The organism is Paenibacillus hamazuiensis (assembly GCF_023276405.1).
GTDB classification, from domain to species: domain Bacteria; phylum Bacillota; class Bacilli; order Paenibacillales; family NBRC-103111; genus Paenibacillus_AF; species Paenibacillus_AF hamazuiensis.
This window is the reverse complement of sequence record NZ_JALRMO010000001.1, coordinates 4,594,147-4,617,535: the sequence shown is the minus strand read 5'-3', so window position 1 is coordinate 4,617,535 and position 23,389 is coordinate 4,594,147. Positions and strand designations below refer to the sequence as shown.

Annotated in this window: 16 protein-coding genes and 1 pseudogene; 16 read left to right on the top strand and 1 reads right to left on the bottom strand. The window is 53.2% G+C overall.

Features of this window, described 5'->3' with window-relative positions:
- The first annotated feature begins 101 nt into the window (after positions 1-101).
- The 15 genes and pseudogenes from MYS68_RS19980 to MYS68_RS19910 all read left to right on the top strand — a co-directional run bounded on the left by MYS68_RS19980 (position 102) and on the right by MYS68_RS19910 (position 21,387).
- Complete coding sequence (locus MYS68_RS19980) at positions 102-2,240, top strand: YIP1 family protein (protein ID WP_248927537.1); 2,139 nt, start codon at positions 102-104, stop codon at positions 2,238-2,240.
- A complete protein-coding gene (locus MYS68_RS19975; protein WP_248927536.1) occupies positions 2,237-4,507 on the top strand; it encodes a DUF5696 domain-containing protein in 2,271 nt (756 codons plus the stop codon). Before MYS68_RS19980 ends, MYS68_RS19975 begins: the two co-directional genes overlap by 4 nt.
- On the top strand, positions 4,504-5,370 hold the full coding sequence (locus MYS68_RS19970; protein WP_248927535.1) for a carbohydrate ABC transporter permease: 867 nt from the start codon (positions 4,504-4,506) through the stop codon (positions 5,368-5,370). The genes MYS68_RS19975 and MYS68_RS19970 overlap by 4 nt, the downstream gene beginning before the upstream one ends.
- A gap of 28 nt (positions 5,371-5,398) precedes the next feature.
- Complete coding sequence (locus MYS68_RS19965; protein WP_248927534.1) at positions 5,399-6,355, top strand: carbohydrate ABC transporter permease; 957 nt, start codon at positions 5,399-5,401, stop codon at positions 6,353-6,355.
- 777 nt (positions 6,356-7,132) lie between these two features.
- On the top strand, positions 7,133-7,843 hold the full coding sequence (locus MYS68_RS19960) for a hypothetical protein (RefSeq protein ID WP_248927533.1): 711 nt from the start codon (positions 7,133-7,135) through the stop codon (positions 7,841-7,843).
- Positions 7,844-7,898: 55 nt separating this feature from the next.
- Positions 7,899-8,606, top strand: a complete 708-nt coding sequence (locus MYS68_RS19955; protein WP_248927532.1) for a hypothetical protein — start codon at positions 7,899-7,901, stop codon at positions 8,604-8,606.
- Positions 8,607-8,630: 24 nt separating this feature from the next.
- Positions 8,631-9,329, top strand: coding sequence for a hypothetical protein (locus MYS68_RS19950; protein WP_248927531.1), 699 nt, complete (start codon positions 8,631-8,633; stop codon positions 9,327-9,329).
- A 418-nt stretch (positions 9,330-9,747) separates the two neighbouring features.
- On the top strand, positions 9,748-11,073 hold the full coding sequence (locus MYS68_RS19945; protein ID WP_248927530.1) for an ABC transporter substrate-binding protein: 1,326 nt from the start codon (positions 9,748-9,750) through the stop codon (positions 11,071-11,073).
- A 135-nt stretch (positions 11,074-11,208) separates the two neighbouring features.
- On the top strand, positions 11,209-12,321 hold the full coding sequence (locus MYS68_RS19940; RefSeq protein WP_248927529.1) for a DEAD/DEAH box helicase family protein: 1,113 nt from the start codon (positions 11,209-11,211) through the stop codon (positions 12,319-12,321).
- A 33-nt stretch (positions 12,322-12,354) separates the two neighbouring features.
- Entirely contained in the window at positions 12,355-13,695 is a 1,341-nt protein-coding gene (locus tag MYS68_RS19935; protein WP_248927528.1) for an ABC transporter substrate-binding protein, read from the top strand.
- A 48-nt stretch (positions 13,696-13,743) separates the two neighbouring features.
- The gene (locus MYS68_RS19930; RefSeq protein WP_248927527.1) at positions 13,744-15,051 is read left to right on the top strand and encodes an ABC transporter substrate-binding protein; all 1,308 of its coding nucleotides are present in this window, start codon (positions 13,744-13,746) and stop codon (positions 15,049-15,051) included.
- Between the two features lie 172 nt (positions 15,052-15,223).
- A complete protein-coding gene (locus MYS68_RS19925) occupies positions 15,224-16,636 on the top strand; it encodes an S-layer homology domain-containing protein (protein ID WP_248927526.1) in 1,413 nt (470 codons plus the stop codon).
- 1,211 nt (positions 16,637-17,847) lie between these two features.
- The gene (gene ltrA / locus MYS68_RS19920; protein WP_248927525.1) at positions 17,848-18,993 is read left to right on the top strand and encodes a group II intron reverse transcriptase/maturase; all 1,146 of its coding nucleotides are present in this window, start codon (positions 17,848-17,850) and stop codon (positions 18,991-18,993) included.
- A gap of 146 nt (positions 18,994-19,139) precedes the next feature.
- Positions 19,140-20,531: pseudogene (gene ltrA / locus MYS68_RS19915) on the top strand (group II intron reverse transcriptase/maturase).
- Positions 20,532-20,664: 133 nt separating this feature from the next.
- A complete protein-coding gene (locus tag MYS68_RS19910; RefSeq protein ID WP_338043674.1) occupies positions 20,665-21,387 on the top strand; it encodes an IS110 family RNA-guided transposase in 723 nt (240 codons plus the stop codon).
- Positions 21,388-21,620: 233 nt separating this feature from the next.
- Here the strand turns inward: MYS68_RS19910 and MYS68_RS19905 are convergent, their stop codons facing one another.
- On the bottom strand, positions 21,621-22,106 hold the full coding sequence (locus MYS68_RS19905) for a hypothetical protein (RefSeq protein ID WP_248927524.1): 486 nt from the start codon (positions 22,104-22,106) through the stop codon (positions 21,621-21,623).
- A 235-nt stretch (positions 22,107-22,341) separates the two neighbouring features.
- Between MYS68_RS19905 and MYS68_RS19900 the strand changes: the two genes are divergently transcribed.
- On the top strand, positions 22,342-23,376 hold the full coding sequence (locus MYS68_RS19900; protein ID WP_248927523.1) for an efflux RND transporter periplasmic adaptor subunit: 1,035 nt from the start codon (positions 22,342-22,344) through the stop codon (positions 23,374-23,376).
- The last annotated feature ends 13 nt before the right edge of the window (positions 23,377-23,389 follow it).

The following is a 23,389-nucleotide window of genomic DNA, read 5'->3' as shown; positions in this document are numbered from 1 at the left end:
TAACTTCACCTTTGTGGGGCAGAGGAGCGATCGGAAGCACGATCCGGGACACGCAGCGGAGATTTTCGTCACGGCAGCCCAACGGAAATGGAGGTGCAAGCATGAAAATAAGCTTCGGAGCAACGCTTCGCTTGTGGGCGGCTCTTTTGATCGTCCTGGGCGCGGTATGGTCCCCTGCGGCGGCGGACGCCGCAGTGAAATATTCGACCTTTACGAAGGACAGCTACAACAACCTGATCTGGCTGCAGCCGGCCTATTACCCGATCGGCGTCGTCGGACAGGATTTGTACGCGCCGGACCCGGGCAATCCGAAACTTTTGACGAAATCGCCTTTGAAAAATCCGAAGGATATTTTCGTCGATAGCAAAAACGAAATTTATATCGCCGATACCGGGAACAACCGCATCGTCCATATGACCGAAAAGGGGCAGCTGATCCGTTATATCACGCTGCCGGAAAGTCCGCTGAACAAACCGGAGGGGATTTTCGTCACAAAGGAAGGCGAGCTGTTCATCGCCGACTCGGGCAACAAACGGGTGGTCAAGCTGGACAAAAACGGCAAGCTGATGGCGGAGTTCAAGCGGCCCGATTCCAGATACATCCCGGAGAGGTTCGTGTTCGATCCTTCCAAGGTGATGGTCGACGAGCGGGGATTTCTGTACATCGCAGTGCACGGCGGTTACGAAGGACTCGTGCTGCTGGACTCCGGCGGGAAATTTCAAGGTTTCTTCGGCGCCAACAAAACGACCCTCTCCGCGCTCGATGCGCTCAAGCGCTGGCTGTACACGAAGGAAATGTACGCCAACGAGCTGGCCAAAAGGCCGGAGACGATCAACAGCGTCGCCACCGACAAAAACGGCTACATTTATACGGTAACCGGCGGGACGGCCAAATCGGACCAGCTCAAGAAGCTGAATATCAAAGGGGAAAACCTGCTGCGCAGCTCGCAAAAATCGTTCGGCGAGTCCCGCGCGATCGACATGCAGGCGGCGTCCACCGTCAAAGGAGCGCTGAATATTCCGCAGTTGATCGACGTCGCCGTCGACCAAAGCGGCAACATGATCGTGGTCGATCAGCAGTTCAAGTACATAAGCCATTACGACGCTTCCGGCAATTTATTGTATTTCTGGGGAGGCGCATCGGCGGTCGGTTCCTCCCAGGTGGGGCTGCTGAAAAGCCCGGTCGCCCTCGATGTGAATGCCGGCAACGAACTGTTCGTGCTCGACGATCAGGAAAATATCGTGCAGGTGTTCCGTCTGTCGGAGTTCGGCCAAAAGGTCGACAAAGCGAATTTGCTGACTCTCGCCGGAAATTATGAAGCGAGCGAACAGCCTTGGCAGGAGGTGCTGCGGATGAATGCGCAGTTCACCCCGGCGATTTTGGGGCTTGCCAAAGCGGCCATGAAAAAAGGGCAATACGAAGAGGCCAAGCGGCTGTTCAAAGAAGCGGGCGACCAGGAAGGATTTTCCGACGCGTTTTGGCAAATTCGCATGCTGTGGTTTCAGCAAAATTTTTCGCTTATCGCGAGCATCCTTGTAATCGGATCGATCCTTTACGTTGCGCTGGACAAATGGACGGCCAAAAGCAAGCTGCGGCAACGGTGGAGGAGCGGGAGAAAGACGGAAAACCGCTTCATCTTCCATCTGAAGCACGCCTTTTATGTGCTGAAGCATCCGATCGACGGATTCACCGCGATCCGCTATGAGGGGAAGGGCACATACTGGAGCGCCATACTGATCATGGCCGGCGTTTATGCCGCTTTGCTCGTCAAGGAGTTTGCCACCAGCTTCTCCTTTAACGCAGCGACGCGGGTGGATGTGTATTCGATTTTCACCCAATTTTTTATCGTTTGGATCGCCTGGGTTTTCGCCAACTATCTCGTCAGCTCCATTTACCGCGGCGAAGGGCGGTTTCGCGATATTTTCATCGGCAGCGCCCATGCGCTCGTTCCTTACATGATCGTCGGCGTTCCGCTGGCTATCCTGTCGAATTTTATGACGCAGAACGAGATGTCGATTTACAGCTTTTTTGCGGGCGGGATCGTGGTTTGGACGGGGCTGCTGATGTTCTGGAACATTCAGTCGATTCACAATTACAGCGTAGGGGAGACGGTTATGAACATCTTCCTGACGCTCTGCACGATGCTGACGATCGGCGTGCTTATTTTTATTACAACGGGACTGACCAACGATTTTATTTCACTAATCTACGAGATGAGTCAGGAGGCGCTTTTGCGATGACGTGGATTCAGAAAGTGAACAAAACCGCGGCTGCCGCCGGCATCCTGATTCTCGCCCTTATCTTTTACATCGCCGTCAACGTCAAAATCGAATTCAAATCGCCGGACCAGGAGCGCGCCGCCCGGCCGCCCGCGGAAGCGTCGACCGCGCCTCAAGGGTCCAGGCCGGCCGCGCTGCCGAAGGAAAGCGAATTTAAAAGAATAGCGGAAACCGATACGCTGCGCCTCAGCATGGACGACAAAACCGGCCATTTTACGGTCGAGGACAAGCGCAACGGAAATGTGTACCGCTCTTTTCCGAATCCGGAGTATTGGGCTCAGGAGACGATTTCCGAAACGTGGAAAAAACATTTGGCATCGCCGCTGATGGTGCAGTATGTCGACTTTTCGAAAAACATTTTGCAAGCGAAGGAAACGAATTTCGCCGCGGAGGGCGGACAGGTGAAAGACGTTCAGACGATTCCCGGCGGATTCAAGCTGGTATACGATTTGCCGGCCTCCGGGTTTACGATACCGGTCCAGGTAAAAATCGAACAGGATTACATCGAGACGAAAATTATCCGCGAAGGCATCAAGGAAACGAAGATGGGGCTTGTGTGGATCCGGCTGTTTCCTTTCTTCGGGGCGGAATATTCCGCAGGGCAGGATGGATACATGTTCATTCCGGACGGCGCAGGGGCGCTCATCCGCTTTAAGGACAACAAGCTGAACGTCAACAAGCTGTACGATGAAAGCGTATTCGGGCAGGACAACACGTTTGCGGGTTTAAGCAACAACCGGAACCAGATCGTCATGCCGGTATTCGGCATGAAAACGGGCGCCAAAGGGTTTCTCGCGGTGCTGCACGACGGCGAAGAATTCGCCAATATCGTCGCCGCTCCTTCGGGGGTGCTGAGCAATTACAACTGGGTCGCCGCGCAGATGAACTACCGCGCCAGCTTCCTGCAGTTTTCAAGCCGAAACGCTCCGGACGAGTGGGGGTATGTCGATTATAACCGGGATCAAATATTCGGCAGCGACCGCACCGTTCGCTACTACATTTTGGATGGATCAAAGTCGGATTACGTGGGAATGGCCCAGGCATACCGCGGTTATTTGATGAAGGAAAAAGGCGCGAAGCCTCTGGCTCCGAAAGATCCGCATCTACCGCTGCATGTGGACATCATCGGGGGAGACCGGGAAAAAGGCGCGGTGAGCGACCGGTACCTGAACTTGACAACGACGGAAGACGCCGTCCGGATGGTGGATTCCTTGCGCGATAAAGGCATACCCCATATGTCGCTCACGTTCAAAGGCTGGCAGGAGGGCGGCTACAGCTCGCTCGGCAGAACATTTCCGGTCGACTCCCGCATAGGCGGAGACAAGGGGATGAAGGCGTTTATCGACAAAGCCCACAGCTACGGATTTCCGGTTTATCTGGAAACCGAATACATGCTGAACAATACGGGCGCGGGCGGTTTTGATACAAAATTTCACGCGATGGTCAACTTGGCCGGACGAAATCTGATGATGAACGCGCTTTATAACAACGAGCGGGTGCCGGTCGTCAGCAATAAATACGCGCTTGAAATGGTGAACAAAGATCTGAACCGGTATAAGGAAATGGGCGTGGACGGACTCGCTTTCGGCATGATCGGAAGGCGGCTGTTCAGCGATTACAATACCGGGTTCGGAGCGGCCCGGGACGAGTCGCGGGACGTGCAGGAGCGGATTATGCAGCGGGTGAAGGAAACGCTCGGCGGCGTGCAGGGCCGGGCTTCCAATATGTACGCGCTGCCGTATGCCGGTCATATACAGGCGCTCGCCTACGACTACTCCTACGATCTGTTCACGGACGAGGTCGTTCCGTTCGTGCAGATCGCAACGCACGGACTCGTTTCGTACACTTCGGAATACGCGAACAATCGTCAGGAGGATGTCAACGACTTTTTGCGCGACATCGAATACGGGGCCGAACCTTCCTTCATCTTCACGCGGGCGGAAACGAAGGAATTCGTGAATGCGTACGGCATCCGGTTTTACAACACGCAGTTCGCCAATTGGGAGACGTTCGCCGCGGAGCAGTACAAACGGTACGACGAAGCGCTCGGCGACGTACAGGGTGAGTTCATTACCGGCCACCGGACGCTCGCGGACGGCGTCAAGGAAACGACCTACGCGGGCGGAAAGCGGATCATCGTCAACTACGGACTTACACCTTACCGCAGCGGCGATGTGACGGTGGACGCGCAAAACTTTGCGATCATTCGGGGAGGGGCAGGCCGATGAAATCGAGATTCCGATTAAAAACGTCCCTGGTCGAATATTTGGAAGGCGCTGTCTTTATCGCTCCCTGGTTTATCGGCTTTCTGGTGTTTATGGCGTTCCCGCTCGGCTATTCGCTGTTTATGAGCTTTCAGAAGGTGACGATCACCGCAACGAAAACGACGACCCAGTTCATCGGGCTGACCCATTACCGCCGCATTTTGTTCGAGGACGGCAGCATCCTGTACAACCAGCTGCTGCCGTTCCTCCGGCAGGCGCTGTTTATGATCCCGATCATCGTTGTCTTTGCGTTGATGATTGCGATCATCCTGAACCAAAATTTTTCCGGGCGGACGTTTTTCCGGGCCGTCTTCTTCCTTCCCGTGATCCTTGCTACCGGCGAGGTGGTCAGTGAATTTTTGACGGCGGGCGAAGGCGATCTCGGCTTTATGTCCAAGTACAACGTCTCCGGCCTGATCAAAGCCAATTTGTCCGCGACCTGGTCCGGCCCGCTCACATCGATTCTCGACTCGTTCGTGCTCATCCTCTGGTATTCCGGAGTGCAAATTTTGATTTTCCTCGGCGGCAGGCAGACGATTTCGAACTCGGCGTATGAAGCGGCGCGCATCGATGGAGCGGGACCGTGGGAAACGTTTTGGAAAATTACGCTGCCGGCGATGACGCCGTTTATTTTCCTGAACGTCATTTACACGATCGTCGATCTGTTCACGTTCCCGACCAACCCGATTCTCGGCAGAGTCCGGGAAAGCGAATACGGCGAATTCAGCGCGCTGATCTGGATTTATTTTCTCATCATCGGCTTCTTCCTGGCGATTTTCTTCCTGATTTTCGCCAAGGCGACCAAGTCGCAGAGAGGTGCGGCGTAACATCAAACACTATGAACGGGGTGATCTTATGATCGGGGTTAAGTTTAAAACGGAGCATGCACCCGCGCTTTTGAACCGGCTGAACAAAATCCGCTACGCCGTGCTGGGCAGGGAGGCGGATAAAGGGCTGCTGTTCAAGCTGTTCATTTACCTGATTTTGCTCGATACGGCCTATATCTATTTAAAGCCCATCCTGCACATGCTGACGACGATGGTGAAAAACGCGGACGATCTGCTCGATCCGTCCGTGAAATGGTTTCCGCGGGTCATCTACCTCGGTAATTTGCAGGAGGCGTGGGCATGGCTCAAATACCCGAAAGCTTTCGGCATCAGCCTGACGCTTTCGTTGTCCGTTGCTTTGCTGCAAACCTTTTCCTGCGCGGTGACCGGCTTTGCTTTTGCCAGGTTGAAGGTGCCGTTTAAAGGGCTGCTGTTCTCGTTTTTGCTGCTTACGTTTATCGTCCCCGTACAGGTCACGATTTTGCCGAACCTGATTTACGCCAGAGAGCTCGGCCTGCTCAACACGATTTATCCGATCATCGTCCCGGCGTTTTTCGGACTTGGCCTCAAGGGTGCGCTGTTCGTCATCATTTACCGGCAGTTTTTCTCGACCCAGCCGAAGGAGCTGGAAGAGGCGGCGAGGATTGACGGGGCGGGCGTGTTCAAAATTTTTATCAAGGTGATGCTGCCGCTTGCGAAACCGGCCATTCTCGTCGTGTTTTTGTTTTCCTTCATCTGGACGTGGAACGACTTTTACCTGCCGAGCATGTATATGACCGATATCGAAACGCAGCCGCTTTCGAAGGGGATTTCGCGCATCGCGACGGCACTGCGCCAGCAGGCGGAGCAGTACGGGCCGTCCGTCACGGATGAGGCGATCCGCATGGCGACGACGTTCCTGATGATCGTGCCGCCGATGATCCTGTATTCGTTTACGCAGCGCTGGTTCGTGGAAGGCGTCGAAAGAACCGGCCTGGTGGAGTAGTTTCGCAGCTATGGGCTGAGGGGCCGGTGGGCGGTGCTGAGAGGAGGAAAATCCCTCTCTCAGCCGCAGAAAGCGCCGCGCCGGAGCCTGAGAGCGGGAAAAACCCGCTCTCAGGCGGGAGAATGCGACGGCAGGTGCGGTGTGCGTAGCTGAGAGGAGGAAAATGCCTCTCTCAGCCGCAGAAAGTGCCGCGCCGGAGCCTGAGAGCGGGAAAAACCCGCTCTCAGGCGTGAGAATGCGCCGGCGAGGCCGGTGGGCGTAGCTGAGAGGAGGAAAATGCTCCTCTCAGCCGCAGAAAAGTGCCGCGCCGGAGCCTGAGAGCGGGAAAAACCCGCTCTCAGGCGTGAGAATGCGCCGGCGAGGCTTGTGAGCGTAGCAGAGAGGAGGAAAATGCCTCTCTCAGCCGCGGAAAGTGTCGCGCCGGAGCCTGAGAGCGGGAAAAACCCGCTCTCAGGCGAGAGAATGCGCCGGCTGGGCCAGTGAGCGTAGCTGAGAGGAGGAAAATGCCTCTCTCAGCCGCAGAAAGTGCCGCGCCGGAGCCTGAGAGCGGGAAAAACCCGCTCTCAGGCGGAAGAATGCGTCGGCGGGTGCGGTGGGTGTAGCTGAGAGGAGGAAAATCCCTCTCTCAGCCGCTGAAAGCGCCGCGCCGGAGCCTGAGAGCGGGAAAAACCCGCTCTCAGGCGGGAGGTTGCGCCGGCGGGGCCGGTAGGTGGCGCCTCAGCGTGCAACTGGGCCGGATTTTCCGGCTTTCAATTTGTCGAAACGGAGGGCTTGTGAATGAAACGTATGTTCGCTTTTTGCGCGGCCGCTTTATTGGCGGTCGCAATGACGGCCTGCTCTTCGGTGCCGGTCGGCTCGCAGGCGGCATCCGGCAACGCCAAGAAGGTGATGCTGGTCAGAGCCAAGGAAGGAGGCGGCGAGCAGCTGATCATCGACCATTTGAAAAAGATGGGCTACACCGTCTACGATGCCGTCGATGCCAGCTTCAGCGTGGAGGCGGCGAAGGATTACGGGGTCGTGTACATCAGCTCGGCCGTCAATTCGTCCAAAATCGACAGCAAGCTGAAGCAGCTCGCCGTTCCGGTGGTCGTCTCCAAAACGCAGGTCGCCTCCATGCTCGGCATGGGAGGAGCCTCCGGGTTTGGCGAGGCCCCCGGTGTAAAGACGGGGCAGATCAAGGACGGCAAACATCCGGCCGCGGCCGGACTCAAGGATACGGTGGCCATTTACAAGGAGGAGGGAAAAATCTCCTACAGTCTCAGCCCGAGCAGCGAAGCCGCCGTCATCGCGCTGAATCCGGTGAACGGCAACGCGAAGCAAAACACGATTTTCGCTTATGAGAAAGGTGCGAAAAATGCCTTAAACGAGCCGGTTCCCGCGCGGCAGGTGTTTTTCTCTTTGCCGACCGGACAGGAGACGAATTTGACCGACAACGGTTGGAAGCTGTTCGATGCGGCGATACAATGGGCGGCACAAGGCGGGAAGTAGAAGCTTTGTCGGTTTCGCCCAATAAATCCCAATCCATGACAGGAGGAATAAAAAAATGAAACGTTTTCTGGTCATGTCTATCGTTGCCGCGATCGTGTTCGTTTTAACCGCGTGCAGCGGAGCCGCCCCGGCCTCCAAGGACACGCCCGCAGCCGGGAATAAGGTGCTGTTAGTCGGAAGGGACGGGGGCGGAGATGCGATCACCACCAAACGTTTGCGGGAGGTTCACGGCTTCGACGTCAAGATCGTTTCGGACAAAGAAGTGACTTCGGAGCATGCGAACGGGTGTGTGCTTGTGTTTGTCAGCGAATCGGTTAACTCCGGCAAAATACGGGACAAATTTTCCAAGCTGCCCGTGCCGGTCATTTACACCGAGGGGCAATCGACCAGCGATACCGGCATGAGCGTAACCGACGGCTACGGTTCGCTTACGGGCGGAAACTCGGCGAAAACGATACAGATCAAGGACAGCAAACATCCGCTTGCCGCCGGGCTTCAAAACAACGTCGACGTTTACAAGGACAACGGAAAAATGGGCTACGCCACCCCCGGCCCGGAAGCGATCGTCGTGGCAACGGTGCCGAACGAAGACCAGAAAGCGACCATTTTCGCTTACGAGAAAGGTGTGAAAAACGCAAAAGGCGACGTCGTAACAGCCCGCGAGCTGTTCTTTTACATGTTCGAAGGGGAGGAAATCAACCAAACCGAAGACGGCTGGAAGCTGTTCGATGCGGCTGTCCGTTGGGTCACTTCGAAAAAATAACGCGACTCGGGGAGGAAAATGGCCGTGAGAATGTTGCTTGGCTTCATCGTGATCGTCCTGATGGCGTTTGCCGCTGCCTGCTCGGTGCCGGTCGGTCAAGGGGATAAAATCGGCGGTGCCGGTCAAAACAATAAGGTGCTCTTCGTCGGCAAAGACGAAGGGGGAGATGCGATCACCATCAAACATCTAAAAGGGCTTGGGCTCGAAGTGACCGTCGTTTCGGACAAAGAGCTTACTGCGGACGGAGCTTTGAAGTACGGTCTTGTCTTCGTCAGTTCCTCCACGGGTTCGCACCGGGTGGGCAATAAGCTTCTTGCCGCTCCGGTACCGGTTATTTATGCGAAAGCTAAAATATTGGGCGAAGTCGGATTGGCCGACAAGTCGGATACGGAATACGGCGATTTTATCGGCAGGTCGATTGCGATCAAGGCGGCGGACCATCCCCTTGCCGCAGGATTTACGGGCAGCGTGGACGTATTCAAGTCGGACGGCAGCCTCGGCTACGTTTTGCCGCAAGGTGGGCTTATTATCGCCGCCGCTCCCGATGACGAAAGGAAAGCTGTCATTTGCGCGTTCGACAAGGGCGCCAAAAACTTGAGGGGCGAACCCGTACCGGCCAGGCGCATGTACTTTAATTTATCCGGCGGAGAAGAGGTCAATTTGACCGAAAACGGCTGGAAGCTGTTCGAGACGGCCGTTAAATGGGCGATGTCGGGCAATTAGGCCAATCATGCCACAAACAACCTATAAATATAAAATATCACCCAATGAAAGCGTAATGATTTTGTAATAAAGTAAAAATGAACGAAGCGGGCCCGGCCGCTTGCCGATTGTTCCCCCTCTATTTCACTTGTAATTGGATACGTTTACATTACATTCGGAAGTGTGGTGAAGAAAGCGGGGTGAACGGAATCGTGCTGGAGAAGCGTTAGCGGTCGCCTTTGTGAGCGGATTTCCACCGCCGAATTTCGGAACTGCGGAATCCAATCCAAGGGGTCCCCGTAAAGTACCAGGATAAGCTGCGAAGGTTATCTTCACTTTATGGGGCGAAAAAGCGATCGGAAGCACGATCCGGACACGAAGCACGCCATTTCACCACACTTCCGGTCCTCACCCACAATGAAGGAGGTTCTACCGAACCATGAAAAAGCTTCTGAAAACGTGTTTGTTAATGACCTCGGCGATCGCGATGACGGCAGGCTGCACGGCGCTGCCCGCATCGACGGACAAAGCCCAGGAAACGAAAACCGAGAAACCGCAAGCGACCAAAGCGCCGGATAACGAATTGTTCATTTATACGGTATGGCCGGCGTTTTACGTCAAAGAGGAAATTTTTCAAAAGCAGATCGGCGAACCTCTCAAGAAGAAGTTTCCGAACATTACGATCAAACACGTGCATTGGGATAACCCCGGCAGACAATATAAGGATTTGATCGCCGCCGGCACCATTCCGGACATTATCATCGACAACGCCCGGGGCAATCTGCAGAAGGAAATTATGAAAAACGATCTGCAGTACGACATGACCGAGCTGATCAAGAAATTTAACTTTGATACGAGCAAGCTGAATCAGGCCGCTTTCGCACAGATGAAAAACGTGACTCCGGAAGGAAAAATATACGGCCTGCCTTTCCAGCTCAGCGATTTCGTGCTTTTCTACAACAAGGACATCTTCGATAAATTCGGGGTCGATTATCCGAAGGACGGCATGACGTACGATGAGGTTTACGAATTGGCCAAAAAGCTGACCCGCGTCGAAGGGGAAAATACGTACAAGGGCTATCAGCAGCATCCCGGACTGTATATGAACTACAATCAGCTTTCGCTGTCCCCGCTCAGCTTGACGGAAGATAAAGCGGAGCTCAACACGGAGGGATGGAAGCGGCTCGTCGACAACCTGAGAAGATTTTACGAAATTCCGGCCAACCAGTTTACGACCGTGGACGATTTCCCGAAGGGCAAAATGGCGATGTCCGTTCACGTTTCGGAAAAAATCATCCAATGGTACGAGCAAAACAAAAACTTGAATTTCGATATCGTATCGATGCCTTCTTTCCCGGATCTTCCGAATACGAAAGCGCAGCCTAATATGTATGCGGCGTATATTACGAAGCAGTCGACCAAGAAGGATTTGGCTTTCCAGGTGATTGACTATCTCTTGTCCGAAGAGATGCAGGTCGAGCTTTCGAAGGAAGGCATCATCGGACCCCTAGAGAGCAAAAAAGTGCAGGAAGCATTCGGGAAAAATCTCCCGCAAATGCAGGGCAAGCATACACAGGGGATTTTCGCCAGCAAAAACGCGATGCCTCCGGCGGCCCGTGCGAACGGTTTGACTTATGTCGACGTACCGGTGCACAACGTGTTCGCTCCGCTCATTTTCGGCGAATCGAAAGATTCCGCAACGGCGCTTAGAATGATCGAAGAGCAAACGACCAAGGGCATTCAAACCGCGAAGGCGGCAAAATAACGATTCATGCAAAAGGCAAGGGCTTCTTCAACAGGAGAGGCCCTTAAACATGGCCCGGCATACGGGCGAACGGGAGGGCAGTCTTGAGACGCTGCCCGAAGAGCGACTATTTTTTTGCGTAGGAGGAAGAAATTCATGAAGCGTTACTTGTTGTTGCTATTTACCGTGCTGATGGCGTTTTCGATCGCCGCCTGCTCCTCGTCTCCGGGCGGCCAGGCAGCGGGCGAGGCGCCGAAGGCAGCGCAGCCGACGGCATCGCCGAAGCCGACGGCGCCTGCGATCGCCGCATCCCCGTCTCCCGACGCGGGGAAATCTGCGGGGGCGGCAGCCCAGTCACCGCAGCCCGAAAGCAAGCCGTCTCCGTCTCCATCGCCGGAGCCGGGCGATAAAGCGGCGGCCGGGCAGTCGGGCGAAAGCAAGCCGTCTCCCGCCCCCGAGCAGGCCAAACCGCAGTCCGCGCCGCCGGCCGACACGAAACCTTCACCGGCGCCTGAGCCTGAAAAGAAGGCGGAGCCTACTCCGCAGCCCGAGGCGGCCAAACCGTCGCCGCAGCCGGAGGCCAAACCTGCGCCGGCCCCTCAGACCGATGCGAAACCCGCACCCGCATCCGCCCCGAAGGAGCAAATTTCCCCGAAAGGGAAAAAGCTGCTGCTCGTCGGCAGGGAAAACGCTCCGGACGATGTGGTGGTGTCCGCCCGGATGAAGGCGCTCGGCTTCGCGGTCACGATGATGATCGACAGGGAGTTAACCGCTGACGCTACGAAAGGATACGACCTGATTTACATCAGCCAAACGACCAATTCCAAAATGCTCAAAGGCGGGGTAATGAAAGATGTTGCGATTCCGACCGTTTATGTGAAAAACCACGGCATGTTTTACCTGGGGCTGTCTTCGGTCGAGGAAAATACGAACGTGATGAACGTCAAATCGATCGATATTGTCGATCCCGGCCACGAGGTGGCGGGCGGATTATCCGGTTCCGTCGACATTTACAAGGAAACGAACTCCAAAATCGGCATCAGCTACGGCATTCCCGGCAAGGAAGCGAAGGTGATCGCCACCGCCCCCGGCGATAAGGAGAAGGCGGCTATTTATTACTACGACAAAGGGACGAAAGCGGACAATGGGTACGCAGTGAAGGCGCGCATCTCGTTTTTCTTCCTGAACAACGGCTTGCAGGAAAATACGACCGATGAAGGTTGGAAGCTGCTGGATAATCTCGTCGTCTGGACGCTGCAAAACGGGTAGACCGCAAACGACATGGAAAGGGGATTTACCGAAATGAACAAAGGTTGGAAAAGCTCGCTGCTGCTCGCCACAACCATCGTTCTGCTGGCCGGATGCACGGCGATTCCCGCCGGTTCCGAGAAAGAGACGAAAGTCGAAAAGCCCAAATCGCCGGATAACGAATTGTTTATTTTTACGAACTGGCCTTCCTTTTACGTGAAAGAGGACGTATTTGACAAGCACATCGGTCAATTCCTGAAAAAGAAGTTTCCGGATATTACGATCAAACACGTGCATTGGGACAATCCGGGGAGAAGATATGAGGATTTGATTGCTGCCGGCACGATTCCCGACATCATTTTTGACAATACCCGGATGAACGTGCAGAGGTATATTTTCGCCAACGACCTGCAGTACGATATTTCCGAGCTGATCAAAAAATACAACTTCGACGTAAGCAAGCTGAATCCTGCGCTCGTCGCGCAGATGAGAAATTTGACGCCGGAGGGCAAGCTGTACGGCCTCCCTTATAACAACAACGATTTCGTGCTGTTTTACAACAAGGATATCTTCGATAAATTCGGCGTCGAATATCCGAAGGACGGCATGACGTACGACGAAATATACGAGCTGGCCAAAAGGCTGACCCGCGTGGAAGGGGAGATTACGTACAAGGGCTATTCGCAAAACCCCGGCCATTACATGAATTACAACCAGCTCTCGCTGTCCCCGCTCAGCCAGACGGAAGACAAGGGCAGCTTGAACACGCCGGAATGGAAAAAGGTCGTCGACAACCTGAGAAGGTTTTACGAGATTCCGGCGAACCAATTCGATACGGTGGAAACGTTCGCCACCAAGGGCAATATCGCGATGGCGGTCGCGACGGTCGATCACATCGTTTCGTTCCACGAGCAAAACAAAAACCTGAACTTCGACGTCGTTTCCGTTCCTTCGTTCGCCGATGCGCCGAATACGAGGTACCAGCCGAACGTGTATTCGATGTATATTACGAAGCAATCGACGAAAAAGGATTTGGCCTTCCAGGTCATGGCCGCCCTGCTTTCCGAGGAGCATCAGATCGAGCTGGCGAAGGAAGGCGTGATCGTGCCGATGGAAACGAAGGCGGTGCAGGAAGCGTTCGGGCAAAATTTGCCGCAAATGAGAGGGAAAAATACGAAGGCGATCTTTAACGGCAGCACCGCAATGCCTCCGGCAGCGCGGAGCGCAGGGCTGCTTTGGAATGACGTCCCGATGCAAAACGTATTCGATCCGCTTATTTTCAAAGAGTCCAAAGACTCCGCGACCGCGCTGCGAATGATCGAGGAACAAACGACGAAGGCGATTCAAACCGCGAAGGCGGCCAAAGCCGATGTCGACAAAGCTGCAAAGAAGTAAGCCGCACTGCAGAAGGTGCAGTGACTGCTGCGAAGGAGGATGACGGCCGTGGAATCGAGGTGGAGGCGTTCCTTGCTCATCGCTTCATCCCTTGCCTTGCTGGCGGGTTGTACGGACGCTCCGGCATCCGCCCCGGAGGCGGAAACCAAACCGCCCGCCGGGGCTCCGGAGAACGAGCTGTTCATTTATACGGTGTGGCCCGCCTTCTACGTGAAAGAGGATATTTTCGAGAAGCAAATCGGCCGGTTTATCAAGAAGAAATTTCCCGATATCAAAATCAAACACGTGCATTGGGACAATCCGGGCAGGCAGTATAAGGATCTGATCGCAGCAGGGACGATCCCCGACATCGTCATGGACGATTCTTTCCTTAACGTGCAGCGGTATATTTTCGACAATGACCTGCAGTACGACATGCGCGAATTGATCAAAAAGCACAACTTCGACACCGGCAGGCTGAACCCGTCCATGATGGAGAGGATGAAAAACTTGTCCAAGGACGGGGCGATTTACGGACTGCCGTTCCAGGTGGCGGATTACGTGCTGTTTTACAACAAAGACATTTTCGATAAGTTCGGCGTGCCTTACCCTCAAAACGGGATGACCTACGACGAAGCTTACGAGCTGGCCAAACGGCTGACCCGCGTGGAGGGGGAAATTACCTACAAAGGTTATTCGCAAAACCCCGGCCACTATATGAACTACAACCAGCTTTCGCTAAGCCCGCTGCATCAGACCGAGAACAAGGCGTATATGACTACGGACGGGTGGAAAAAGCTGGTCGACAACCTGAGGCGTTTTTATGATATTCCGGCGAACCAGTTCGACACGGTGGAAAAGTTTTCGCAGGGGAATATCGCCATGGCGGTGGCCGCCTCGGACAGAATCGCCAAATTTTACGAGGACAACAAAAACTTGAACTTCGATATTTCGACGGTTCCGTTTTTCGGCGATCTTCCGGACACGCGTTATCAACCGAACGTGTATTCGATGTATGTGACCAAGCAGTCAACGAAAAAGGATTTGGCTTTCCGGGTGATCGACTACCTGCTGAGCGACGAAATGCAGATCGAGTTGTCTAAGGAAGGCATTATCGGACCGGTGCAAACGGATGCGGTCAAAGCGGCGTTCGGCCAAAATCTGCCGCAGATGAAGGGGAAAAATATCGAGGCGGTCTTTTACGGCAAGTATGCCGCAGCCCCACCGGCGCGGGAGCCCGGATTGACCTATTATTACGTGCCGACGCAGTATGTGTTCGATCCGCTCATTTTCAAAGAGTCCAAAGATTCGTTGACGGCTCTGCGCATGACGGAGGAGATGGCGACCAAATCGATCATGGCCGAAAGGAGCAAATAACCTATAAACATGAGACAAAGCCCCTACATTTGGTCGGCGGTTTCGTATTAAGTTATAGGGAGAGTTTGCGTGGTACCGAAACTGATTCCGGGAGGTGCTTGGCGGACTGTAAACGCTTTATTCAATGCTTGGTTTGTCCAACTTATCATGAATCAAAGGAAGGTGTGCCCGAATGAAGAAAGTGATGACTCCTTTTTTATGCTTCCTGCTTATTGCGTTGACATTGTTTCCGATAGCTTTCGCATCGGCGGCCGGAGCGGATACTCCCGGTGCGAAATCCGTGAACGATTTTAAAGATTTGAAGGATCTTCCGCAGGACGTTAAGGCCAAATTCGACGAGCTGATCAAAGGCGGCGTGTTCAGCGGCGTTTCGGACGATACGTTCGGTTTGGACGCTCAGATGGACCGCGCCCAGTTCGCCAAAGTGGCTACGATCATTTTCGCGCTGCCGTTCGACAGCACGGTGACAAAGTCGTCGTTTGCCGATATTCCTTCCGGCCATTGGTCTTTGGCCTATGTCGAGGCGCTTAAGAAAGCCGGACTGACCAACGGCTACGACGCCGAAGGGAAAACGTACAATCCGTCCGGCGCCGTATCCCGCCAGGAGCTTGCCGCGTTCCTGATCCGCGGTCTCGGCCTGGACGATGCCGCCAAGAAGACGACGCCGATTGCCGATGCGACCGTGGACGATTGGGCGAAAGGTTATGCCGCCCTGGCGCTGGAAAAGAACCTCTTGACGAAGCTGGACGACGGCACATTCGGTGGAAAAGTGTCCGCTACGCGGAAAATGCTCGCGCTGGCCGGCTTCGAAGCGAAGAAGCTTTTCGCGGATAAGGGCCAATCCGGGCAAACCCCGGCACAGCAAACCCCGGCGCCGACGCAAACTCCGGGAACGCAGCCGGATACTCCGACGCCGCAGCCTTCGCAGTCCGGCAAGCCGTCCGTTAACGGGAAAAAAGTGGTGATAACGAGCGATATCAAAAATGGCAGCAGTGAATTTCGTGACGAGGAGAAAGCGATGGTGAACCGTCTTCAATCGATGGGCTTCACGGTAACCCGGCTCGCCAGCACGAAGCTGGAATACGACGCCGTGAAAGACTACGATCTGGTGGTCATCGGCTGGTCGACAAACTCCAAATATGTGAAGAAAAAGTTGAAGCCGCTACCGGTACCTATCATCTATAACAAGTCGGTATCGTTCGGCGACGCCGATTTCTCGACGGTTGCGGAAAAAACGAATGTTTCCAAACAAACCTCGATGACTATCAAGGACGGCAGTCATCCGCTCGCAGCCGGGTTGAAAGGCGAAGTGCCGGTCTATTACGAACCGGCTGACATTCAGTATGGAAAACCGAGCAAAGATGCGATCGTGATTGCCACTGCCAAAGATGATGCCGAATTAGGCACGATCATAGCGTACGAAAAAGGCTCTAAGAACGTGCTTGGCGAAACGGTCGCCGCCCGCACCGTTATGTTTGGTCCCGGCGCCCCGCAAATGAAGGAAAACAGCACCGACGAATTGTGGAAACTGTTCGAAGCGTCCGTGATGTGGGCCATCGGCAGCTCCGATTCATCTGCCAAATAGGTTATTTAAAACAAAAACTCCAGTTTGCGGACTGGAGTTTTTTGTTTGAATTGTACGCCCAGCATGGGCGTCATCTTTAGGGTGTAAGTCCCGAACGGGGGCTGGCGAGCGCCTACCGATAGCCGTACGGCAAGGGTGTCCGTCGCGAGGCGGAATCCGAAGGCAAATGCACGGGCCAAGGTACACGAACTCAATTTGAGGCAAGGATAATCGGATGAGTCTCCAATCCAAGACGAAATCCAGAGCCGCCAAAGATTATCATTGTAAACTTGAGTGGTCGCGGGCAGACAGATGGCGCTCTTATCTAGGGAGGCCTGCGGAATACGCGGAGTTACTTCGTAACCGCGGCTGAGAAGCCGCGCTGAATCCGCAGGAGTCAGCAGAGGCCATAGTGCGTGCGTGGCAGCACGATCATCAGGTGGGTTAAAGTCCCGCTGAGTCCCGGACTAGGGGGCTCATATCCAAACTCGGGGGTAACGCCTCGGGGGCCGGTAATTTTTTTTACCGGAGGGCAGGGCGTCTGCCGTGAGGCAGAGTCTGAAGGGCTTGAGGAGAAGTACCAGGCCGTAGTGAAACGGGGCTACCCGAACTCGCGAACCGGTCGGCCAAAGAGGGGGCAAGGTCGAGTCTGCACTATGGAGACGAAGGCGTTACTAGTCCACCTATCGCACCAAGGTGTGTGCGGGCGGCATGGTACGGAAGATGACGATGTGACCCGCGGAGATCTCGTCGCGTCTGAAACGAATGCACCTAAGGGACGGGTTGTAAACAAAGTCGAAGTGATCGCGCCGCGCCCATCACTTCGAAAGATAGCGCGGCAGATTCAGTAACGGTTGCTATAAGGAAATCCCGAAGGGCATACCTGACGCGCGGCGAGAAGTCGGAGAGCCGCATACTACTGTTGAACGGACGAACAACAGAAACGTCCGGACCAGTTACCTACGAGTAACGGGCTCTCTTACATCCAAAAGATGTCTCGAGAGGGGAAGGCGGCTCGCTTTATGGAGACCGGAACTAGAATGAGTTCCGCGAGTAGGCGGCAAGGGAAGGATAGTTCCCTATGCGAAAGACCCAGAACTTGCAGGCGGAGGATACGGAACACATGAAAGCAGACGGCACAGGACGGAAAGCTCACTCTTTAATCGACAAGGTGTATCATCCAACCAATTTGGAGATGGCGTGGGAATCAGTCAGAGTAAATGGAGGCAGTGGTGGAATCGACAAGGTATCCATCTCGGCGTTTCAAGCAGTTAGCCAAGGTGGAACTTGAACGACTGCATGAAGAACTGAAACAAGGAAAGTACCAACCGATGCCGGTCAGACGGATTCTCATTCCCAAGAAAGGGAAGCCAAATGAGAAACGTCCACTTGGTATCCCAGCGATACGAGACCGGGTATGTCAGCAAGCGCTGAAAAACCGATTGGAACCGATCTTCGAACCCATGTTTAGCGAATGTAGCTTCGGATACCGCCCCGGATGTTCTACGCACCAAGCCATGCGGAAGATCTACCTCGAAATTATGGATGGATGCGAATGGATAGTCGATGCAGATCTGCGGGATTTCTTTGGGACGGTTCGCCATGAACCGCTCATTGACATGATTGCGGAGCAAGTAAGTGACGGAAGAATCCTGAAACTGGTCAGACAAATGCTCGAAGCTGGGTATATGGAAAGCGGGAAGAAATATGAAACGCCACGTACACCGCAAGGCAGTGTCATTAGTCCGCTATTCAGCAACATCTACCTGAATCGGTTCGGCCATGAAATGACGGGAAAAGGGTACCGATTGACGCGTTTCGCCGACGATTGGGTGGTTCTCTGCAAAACGCAGGCGGAAGCCGCAAGGGCAATAAGGGATGCGAAAACGATACTGGAGTCCCTCGGGTTAACGCTTCACCCGGACAAAACAAAGATCACCCACATTAAATGGGGGTTTGAGTTTCTGGGTTACAAGCTGAAGCAAGGGAAAGGACTGTCGTTACCGCGGGAAAAGGTGAAGAAGAAACTCAGAACAAATATTTATGCCTATCCCAAGGACAAATCAATCAAATCGTTCATGGATATCATTAGAGTTCGAACGCACAGACGCATACCGCTCACTACCTTCCAAATCATCGACTCCATAAACCCTGTCATACGGGGATGGGGCAACTACTTCCGTAAGGCTCATGTAAGAAAATTGTTTAACCGCCTCCAACGATGGATTATTCGACGCATCTGGAGCCATCGATATAAATACTGGCGCAATGCCGGATGGAAGAAGCTACCGGAATCAACCCTCTATTCCAAATACAGGTTAGTATACCTCCTGTCGTTAATACCGGACTTGAACCTACGAACTGCACCCAGAGGGTGACATGAAGGAAAGCGAATTGCGGGAAAACTGAACGATCCGTTTGAACGAGCGGACGGAGGAAGGCGCAAGCCAACCTCCTTCGACTCTACACGCAAGGTGTTGCAACAGCTTGCGGAAGGGCCGAACCGAAAGGAGAGAGGAAAACGATGCGTTCGTATGAAGAGCAAAGACAGCAGAAAATCTCGCAAGAGAGCTCGCGGCAAAGAGAAGCGGTGAAGCCGTCAGGGTATGCCGGAGCGCCGAGTTCTTCGTCGGCACAAATCGCCCCTTCTCTCTCAAAGACCAAAACGACCTGCTGGAGCGAATGTTCGAAGGAGAGAACCTTCGGCAAGCTTACAAGCGAGTGGTGCAAAACGGAGGAGCCTCGGAGTGGACTGTGTAACGGTAGCGGAGCTACAAGCTTACCTGAAAACGCATTGGGAAACGGTGAAAGCCGAACTCCTCGCGGGAACGTACAGACCCTCGCCAGTCAAACGGGTGGAAATTCCCAAACCCGGAGGCGGCGCGTACGGCTGCTCGGCATCCCGACCGTGATGGACCGATTCCTACAGCAAGCGCTTCTACAAGTGATGAATCCGATCTTCGATGCCCACTTCTCATGGTACAGCTATGGCTTTCGCCAAGGGAAACGAGCACACGACGCGGTCAAGCAAGCACAGAGGTTCATCCAAAGCGGCCTTCGATGGATCGTAGACATGGACTTGGCCAAATTCTTTGATCGAGTGAACCACGATATGCTCATGGTGAGGGTGGCAAAGAAAGTGACGGACAAGCGCGTCCTGAAGCTGATTTGAGCCTACCTAAACGCCGGGGTCATGGCGGATGGAGCGCCAGAGAGAACGGAAGAGGGCACACCGCAAGGAGGCCCATTAAGTCCGCTTCTAACGAACATCTTACTGGATGATTTGGACAAGGAACTAACCAAGCGGGGACTGCGGTTCGTCCCCTACGCGGATGATTGTAACATCTTCGTGGCCAGCAAACGTGCAGGGCAGCGTGTAATGGATTAGGTGACCCGTTTCGTAGAAGGAAAGCTGAAACTAAAAGTGAATCGAGAGAAGAGCGCAGTAGACCGGCCTTGGAACCGCAAGTTCCTAGGATTCAGCTTCCTAAGTGACAGGAAGGCGACGATTCGCCTAGCCCCACAAACCTTCTCGCGAATCAAAGAGAAGGTAAGAGAGCTGACCAACCGAACGCGATCGGCGTCGATGGAAAGCCGAATAAAGCAGCTCAACCAATACCTCATTGGCTGGATAGGCTATTTCCGACTGGCTTCCGCGAAAGGCCACTGCGAGAAGCTTGGCCAGTGGATTCGTCGAAGGCTGCGCATGTGCCTCTGGAAGCAGTGGAAACGGGTGCGCACCCGAATTCGCGAACTTCGAGCACTTGGCGTACCAGAATGGGCCTGTTTTATGATGGCTAATTCCAGACGAGGTGCATGGGAAATGTCTCGAAACATAAATAATGCCCTTCCTACTTCCTATTGGGAAGCGAAAGGGCTGAAAAGTTTACTTTCACGTTACTTGGAGCTTTGTTAACCTTTCGGAACCGCCGTATGCGGACCCGCATGTACGGTGGTGTGTTGGTATGATAAACATGCGGGCTCGGCTCTGCTACAATCAGAGTAGGGTCTCGGAGAAAGCTGTATTCGGACCATGCTAAAAAAACAAGATTCATGCAGCTCTGATCCGAAATGGTATTCAGTCCCCATGGAGCGATCTTTTCGGAGTAAATGGGCGGAAATATCTTGAGAAAGTACGGTTGCCTGAAACAGTGCAAATTGTTGTGCATTCATCATTGAAACTACTAGATTCTGTTCAAAGCGAAATGAATGCACTAGAAGCCGATTTATTCGCCAGAGCTAAGACCAATCCGAATGTTCCCTTACTTATGGGAATACCAGGCATATCGGTATTAAGTGCGCTGACTAACCTTGCCGAAATTGGGGACATAACCAGATTTCTTTCCCCCAAGAAACTTTCATGCTATGCGGGGCTTGTTCCATCTGTTCATCAATCGGGAAAAACGCGATATACGGGGAACATAACGAAAGAAGGACGAACAACGCTGCGATGGATTATGGTCCAATGTGCACAACGAGCAATTCAGAGCAAAGGCAAATTACGTGCTTTCTACTTAGGGCTTAAGGAGAAGAAAGGACATAAGGTTGCGATTGTAGCAACGGCTCGAAAGTTACTGCACATTGTCTGGGCTGTGCTAATCAGGCAAGAGGAGTACAGAGACCTACTTAAGGACTTGCTCGAACGAAAGCTTAAAAAGATGAACAAGCAAGCTTTGAAGTACGAAACGTCTCTAGATGAGCTTTTGTTCATGATCGAGGATTTTGAACTTGAAGTATCTCAAGAATGGCCGGAGGATACTGGTACGGGATAATATTTATAGCTTGCGGCCTGAAAGCTTATAACCAAAGCCCGCTTCCGTCAAGGGGAAAGAACCTTGACAAAACCGAGCTTTGGTTATAAGAGGTTATTAAGCAAGCTAAGAAATAAACTGGGGAGCAATTGACCTACATAAAAAAAGAGGAAACAATATAGTCTCCTCTTATGCGGCAAGTAATGAACTTTTTAATAGATCTTCAGAGAATTTTGTATAGACAATGTGATCTTCTACTGAAAAGTTATATTATCGATATTAGCTCTTACAATCCTGAGACCGCTGGAGAATGCGACTAACTTAACCGTTACATACCCTGTGTATCCGGCAACGTCAATAGCTGTGGTTCCATTATCATAACTGCGATCATTATCCAAATCTATATATTCATTACTACCATCCCACCTATTAATTTCCAGTTCGACGCCGCCTATTCCACTATCCCATGAATCAAAACTCCAATCAATTAAAATTTGGTTTGCATTTGATACATAAGTCGTGCCTGAGACACCTGCCCAGCAAGGAACACCTGAACGAAGGTGCATGTAAGCATAATTTGTCGTACCACCACCTGCTATTTCTGAATCGTTTCGTTTGCACCCATATTCTTCTGCTACCGTCCATGAATTAATTGGTGTACCATCCGCAAATGCGGATTGCGTAAAGGTTAATAAAGCAGCTACCAAAGCAAAAATACTTAGCATTTTTTTAAACTTCATCGTTATTCCTCCAACGCATTTAGTTGTAACCGGCCAGTTACAATGACAAATATACCAAATAATTACATGGGAAAATATAGGGCGATATTATCTAATATATGTTTTGTCCGGGAAAAGCACGAACTGGATCAAATCAACCTACAAAGGTGAAAGAAAACCCTAAATCAAGACAGCGTTTTCATAGTACCGTTAATTTGTAATGCTTTCGGATGCAACATACTGGAGGATGGTTAAATTGCTCAAGAAACGGAAAAATCTTCTTCTCCCGATGCTGGTCCTATGTTGTGCGGTCGTCCCCTTGACCGGCTGCTCCCTGCTCCCGGTGGAAGAGGAGGAGCTGGCTCCGCCTCTGATCCAGCCGGTCAAAGAAACCTTCAGCGTCTACGAAGCGAAGCAGACGAATATCGCCAAACAAATTACCGGAGTGGCGACTTTCGCTTCGGACAAAATGGATTACTTGTATTACAAGGAATCGGGCGGCCGGCTCGTTTCGATGAACGTGAAGCTGAACGACAGGGTAAAATCCGGGGATGTGGTAGCGACGACGGAAACCGAAGATCTGGAAACGAAAATTCGCCTGCAGGAAATTGCGATTGAGAAAATCGAGCTGCAGATGAAGCAGGAAATTGCGGCCAGCGGCGAAGAGAGTCCCGAGTTCCGCTCGAAAATGCTCGATTTGGAAAGCGCGACCCTCCAATTGAAATCGCTGAAAAGCCAGCTCGATAAAGCGAGATTGGTCGCTACGGTCGACGGCATCGTCACGTACATCGATCCGATTCAGCCGGGCGAGCAGGTTACCGCCTACAAGCAGCTCGTGACGATCGCCGACCCGAAGCAGATGAAGCTTGTCTACACGGGATCCAGTCAAAACGACTTGGCCGGTGTGGAAATTCATATGGATGTCGACGTCAAGATCAAAGGAACATCGTATAAGGGGAAGGTCGTGCAAACTCCGATGACGGCACCGCCGAACAACAATAAGGCGATCCAGGACAAAAACGCGAAATCCCTTATCATTGCGGTGGAGGGGCTTCCGGCTGACGTCACGATAGGCAGTCAGGCGGATATTACAATTGTGACGGAAAAAAGGGAGAACGTGCTCGTTATTCCGAGAGCCGGGCTGCGCAGCTACATGGGGCGGGATTACGTGCAGGTGCTGGACGGCGAAAGCCGGAAAGAAATCGACGTGGAGAAAGGCATCGTGGCGGCGACGGAAGTGGAAATCCGCAAAGGGCTGACCGAAGGCCAAAAGGTCATCTTGAACAATTGATGGAACCGGATTG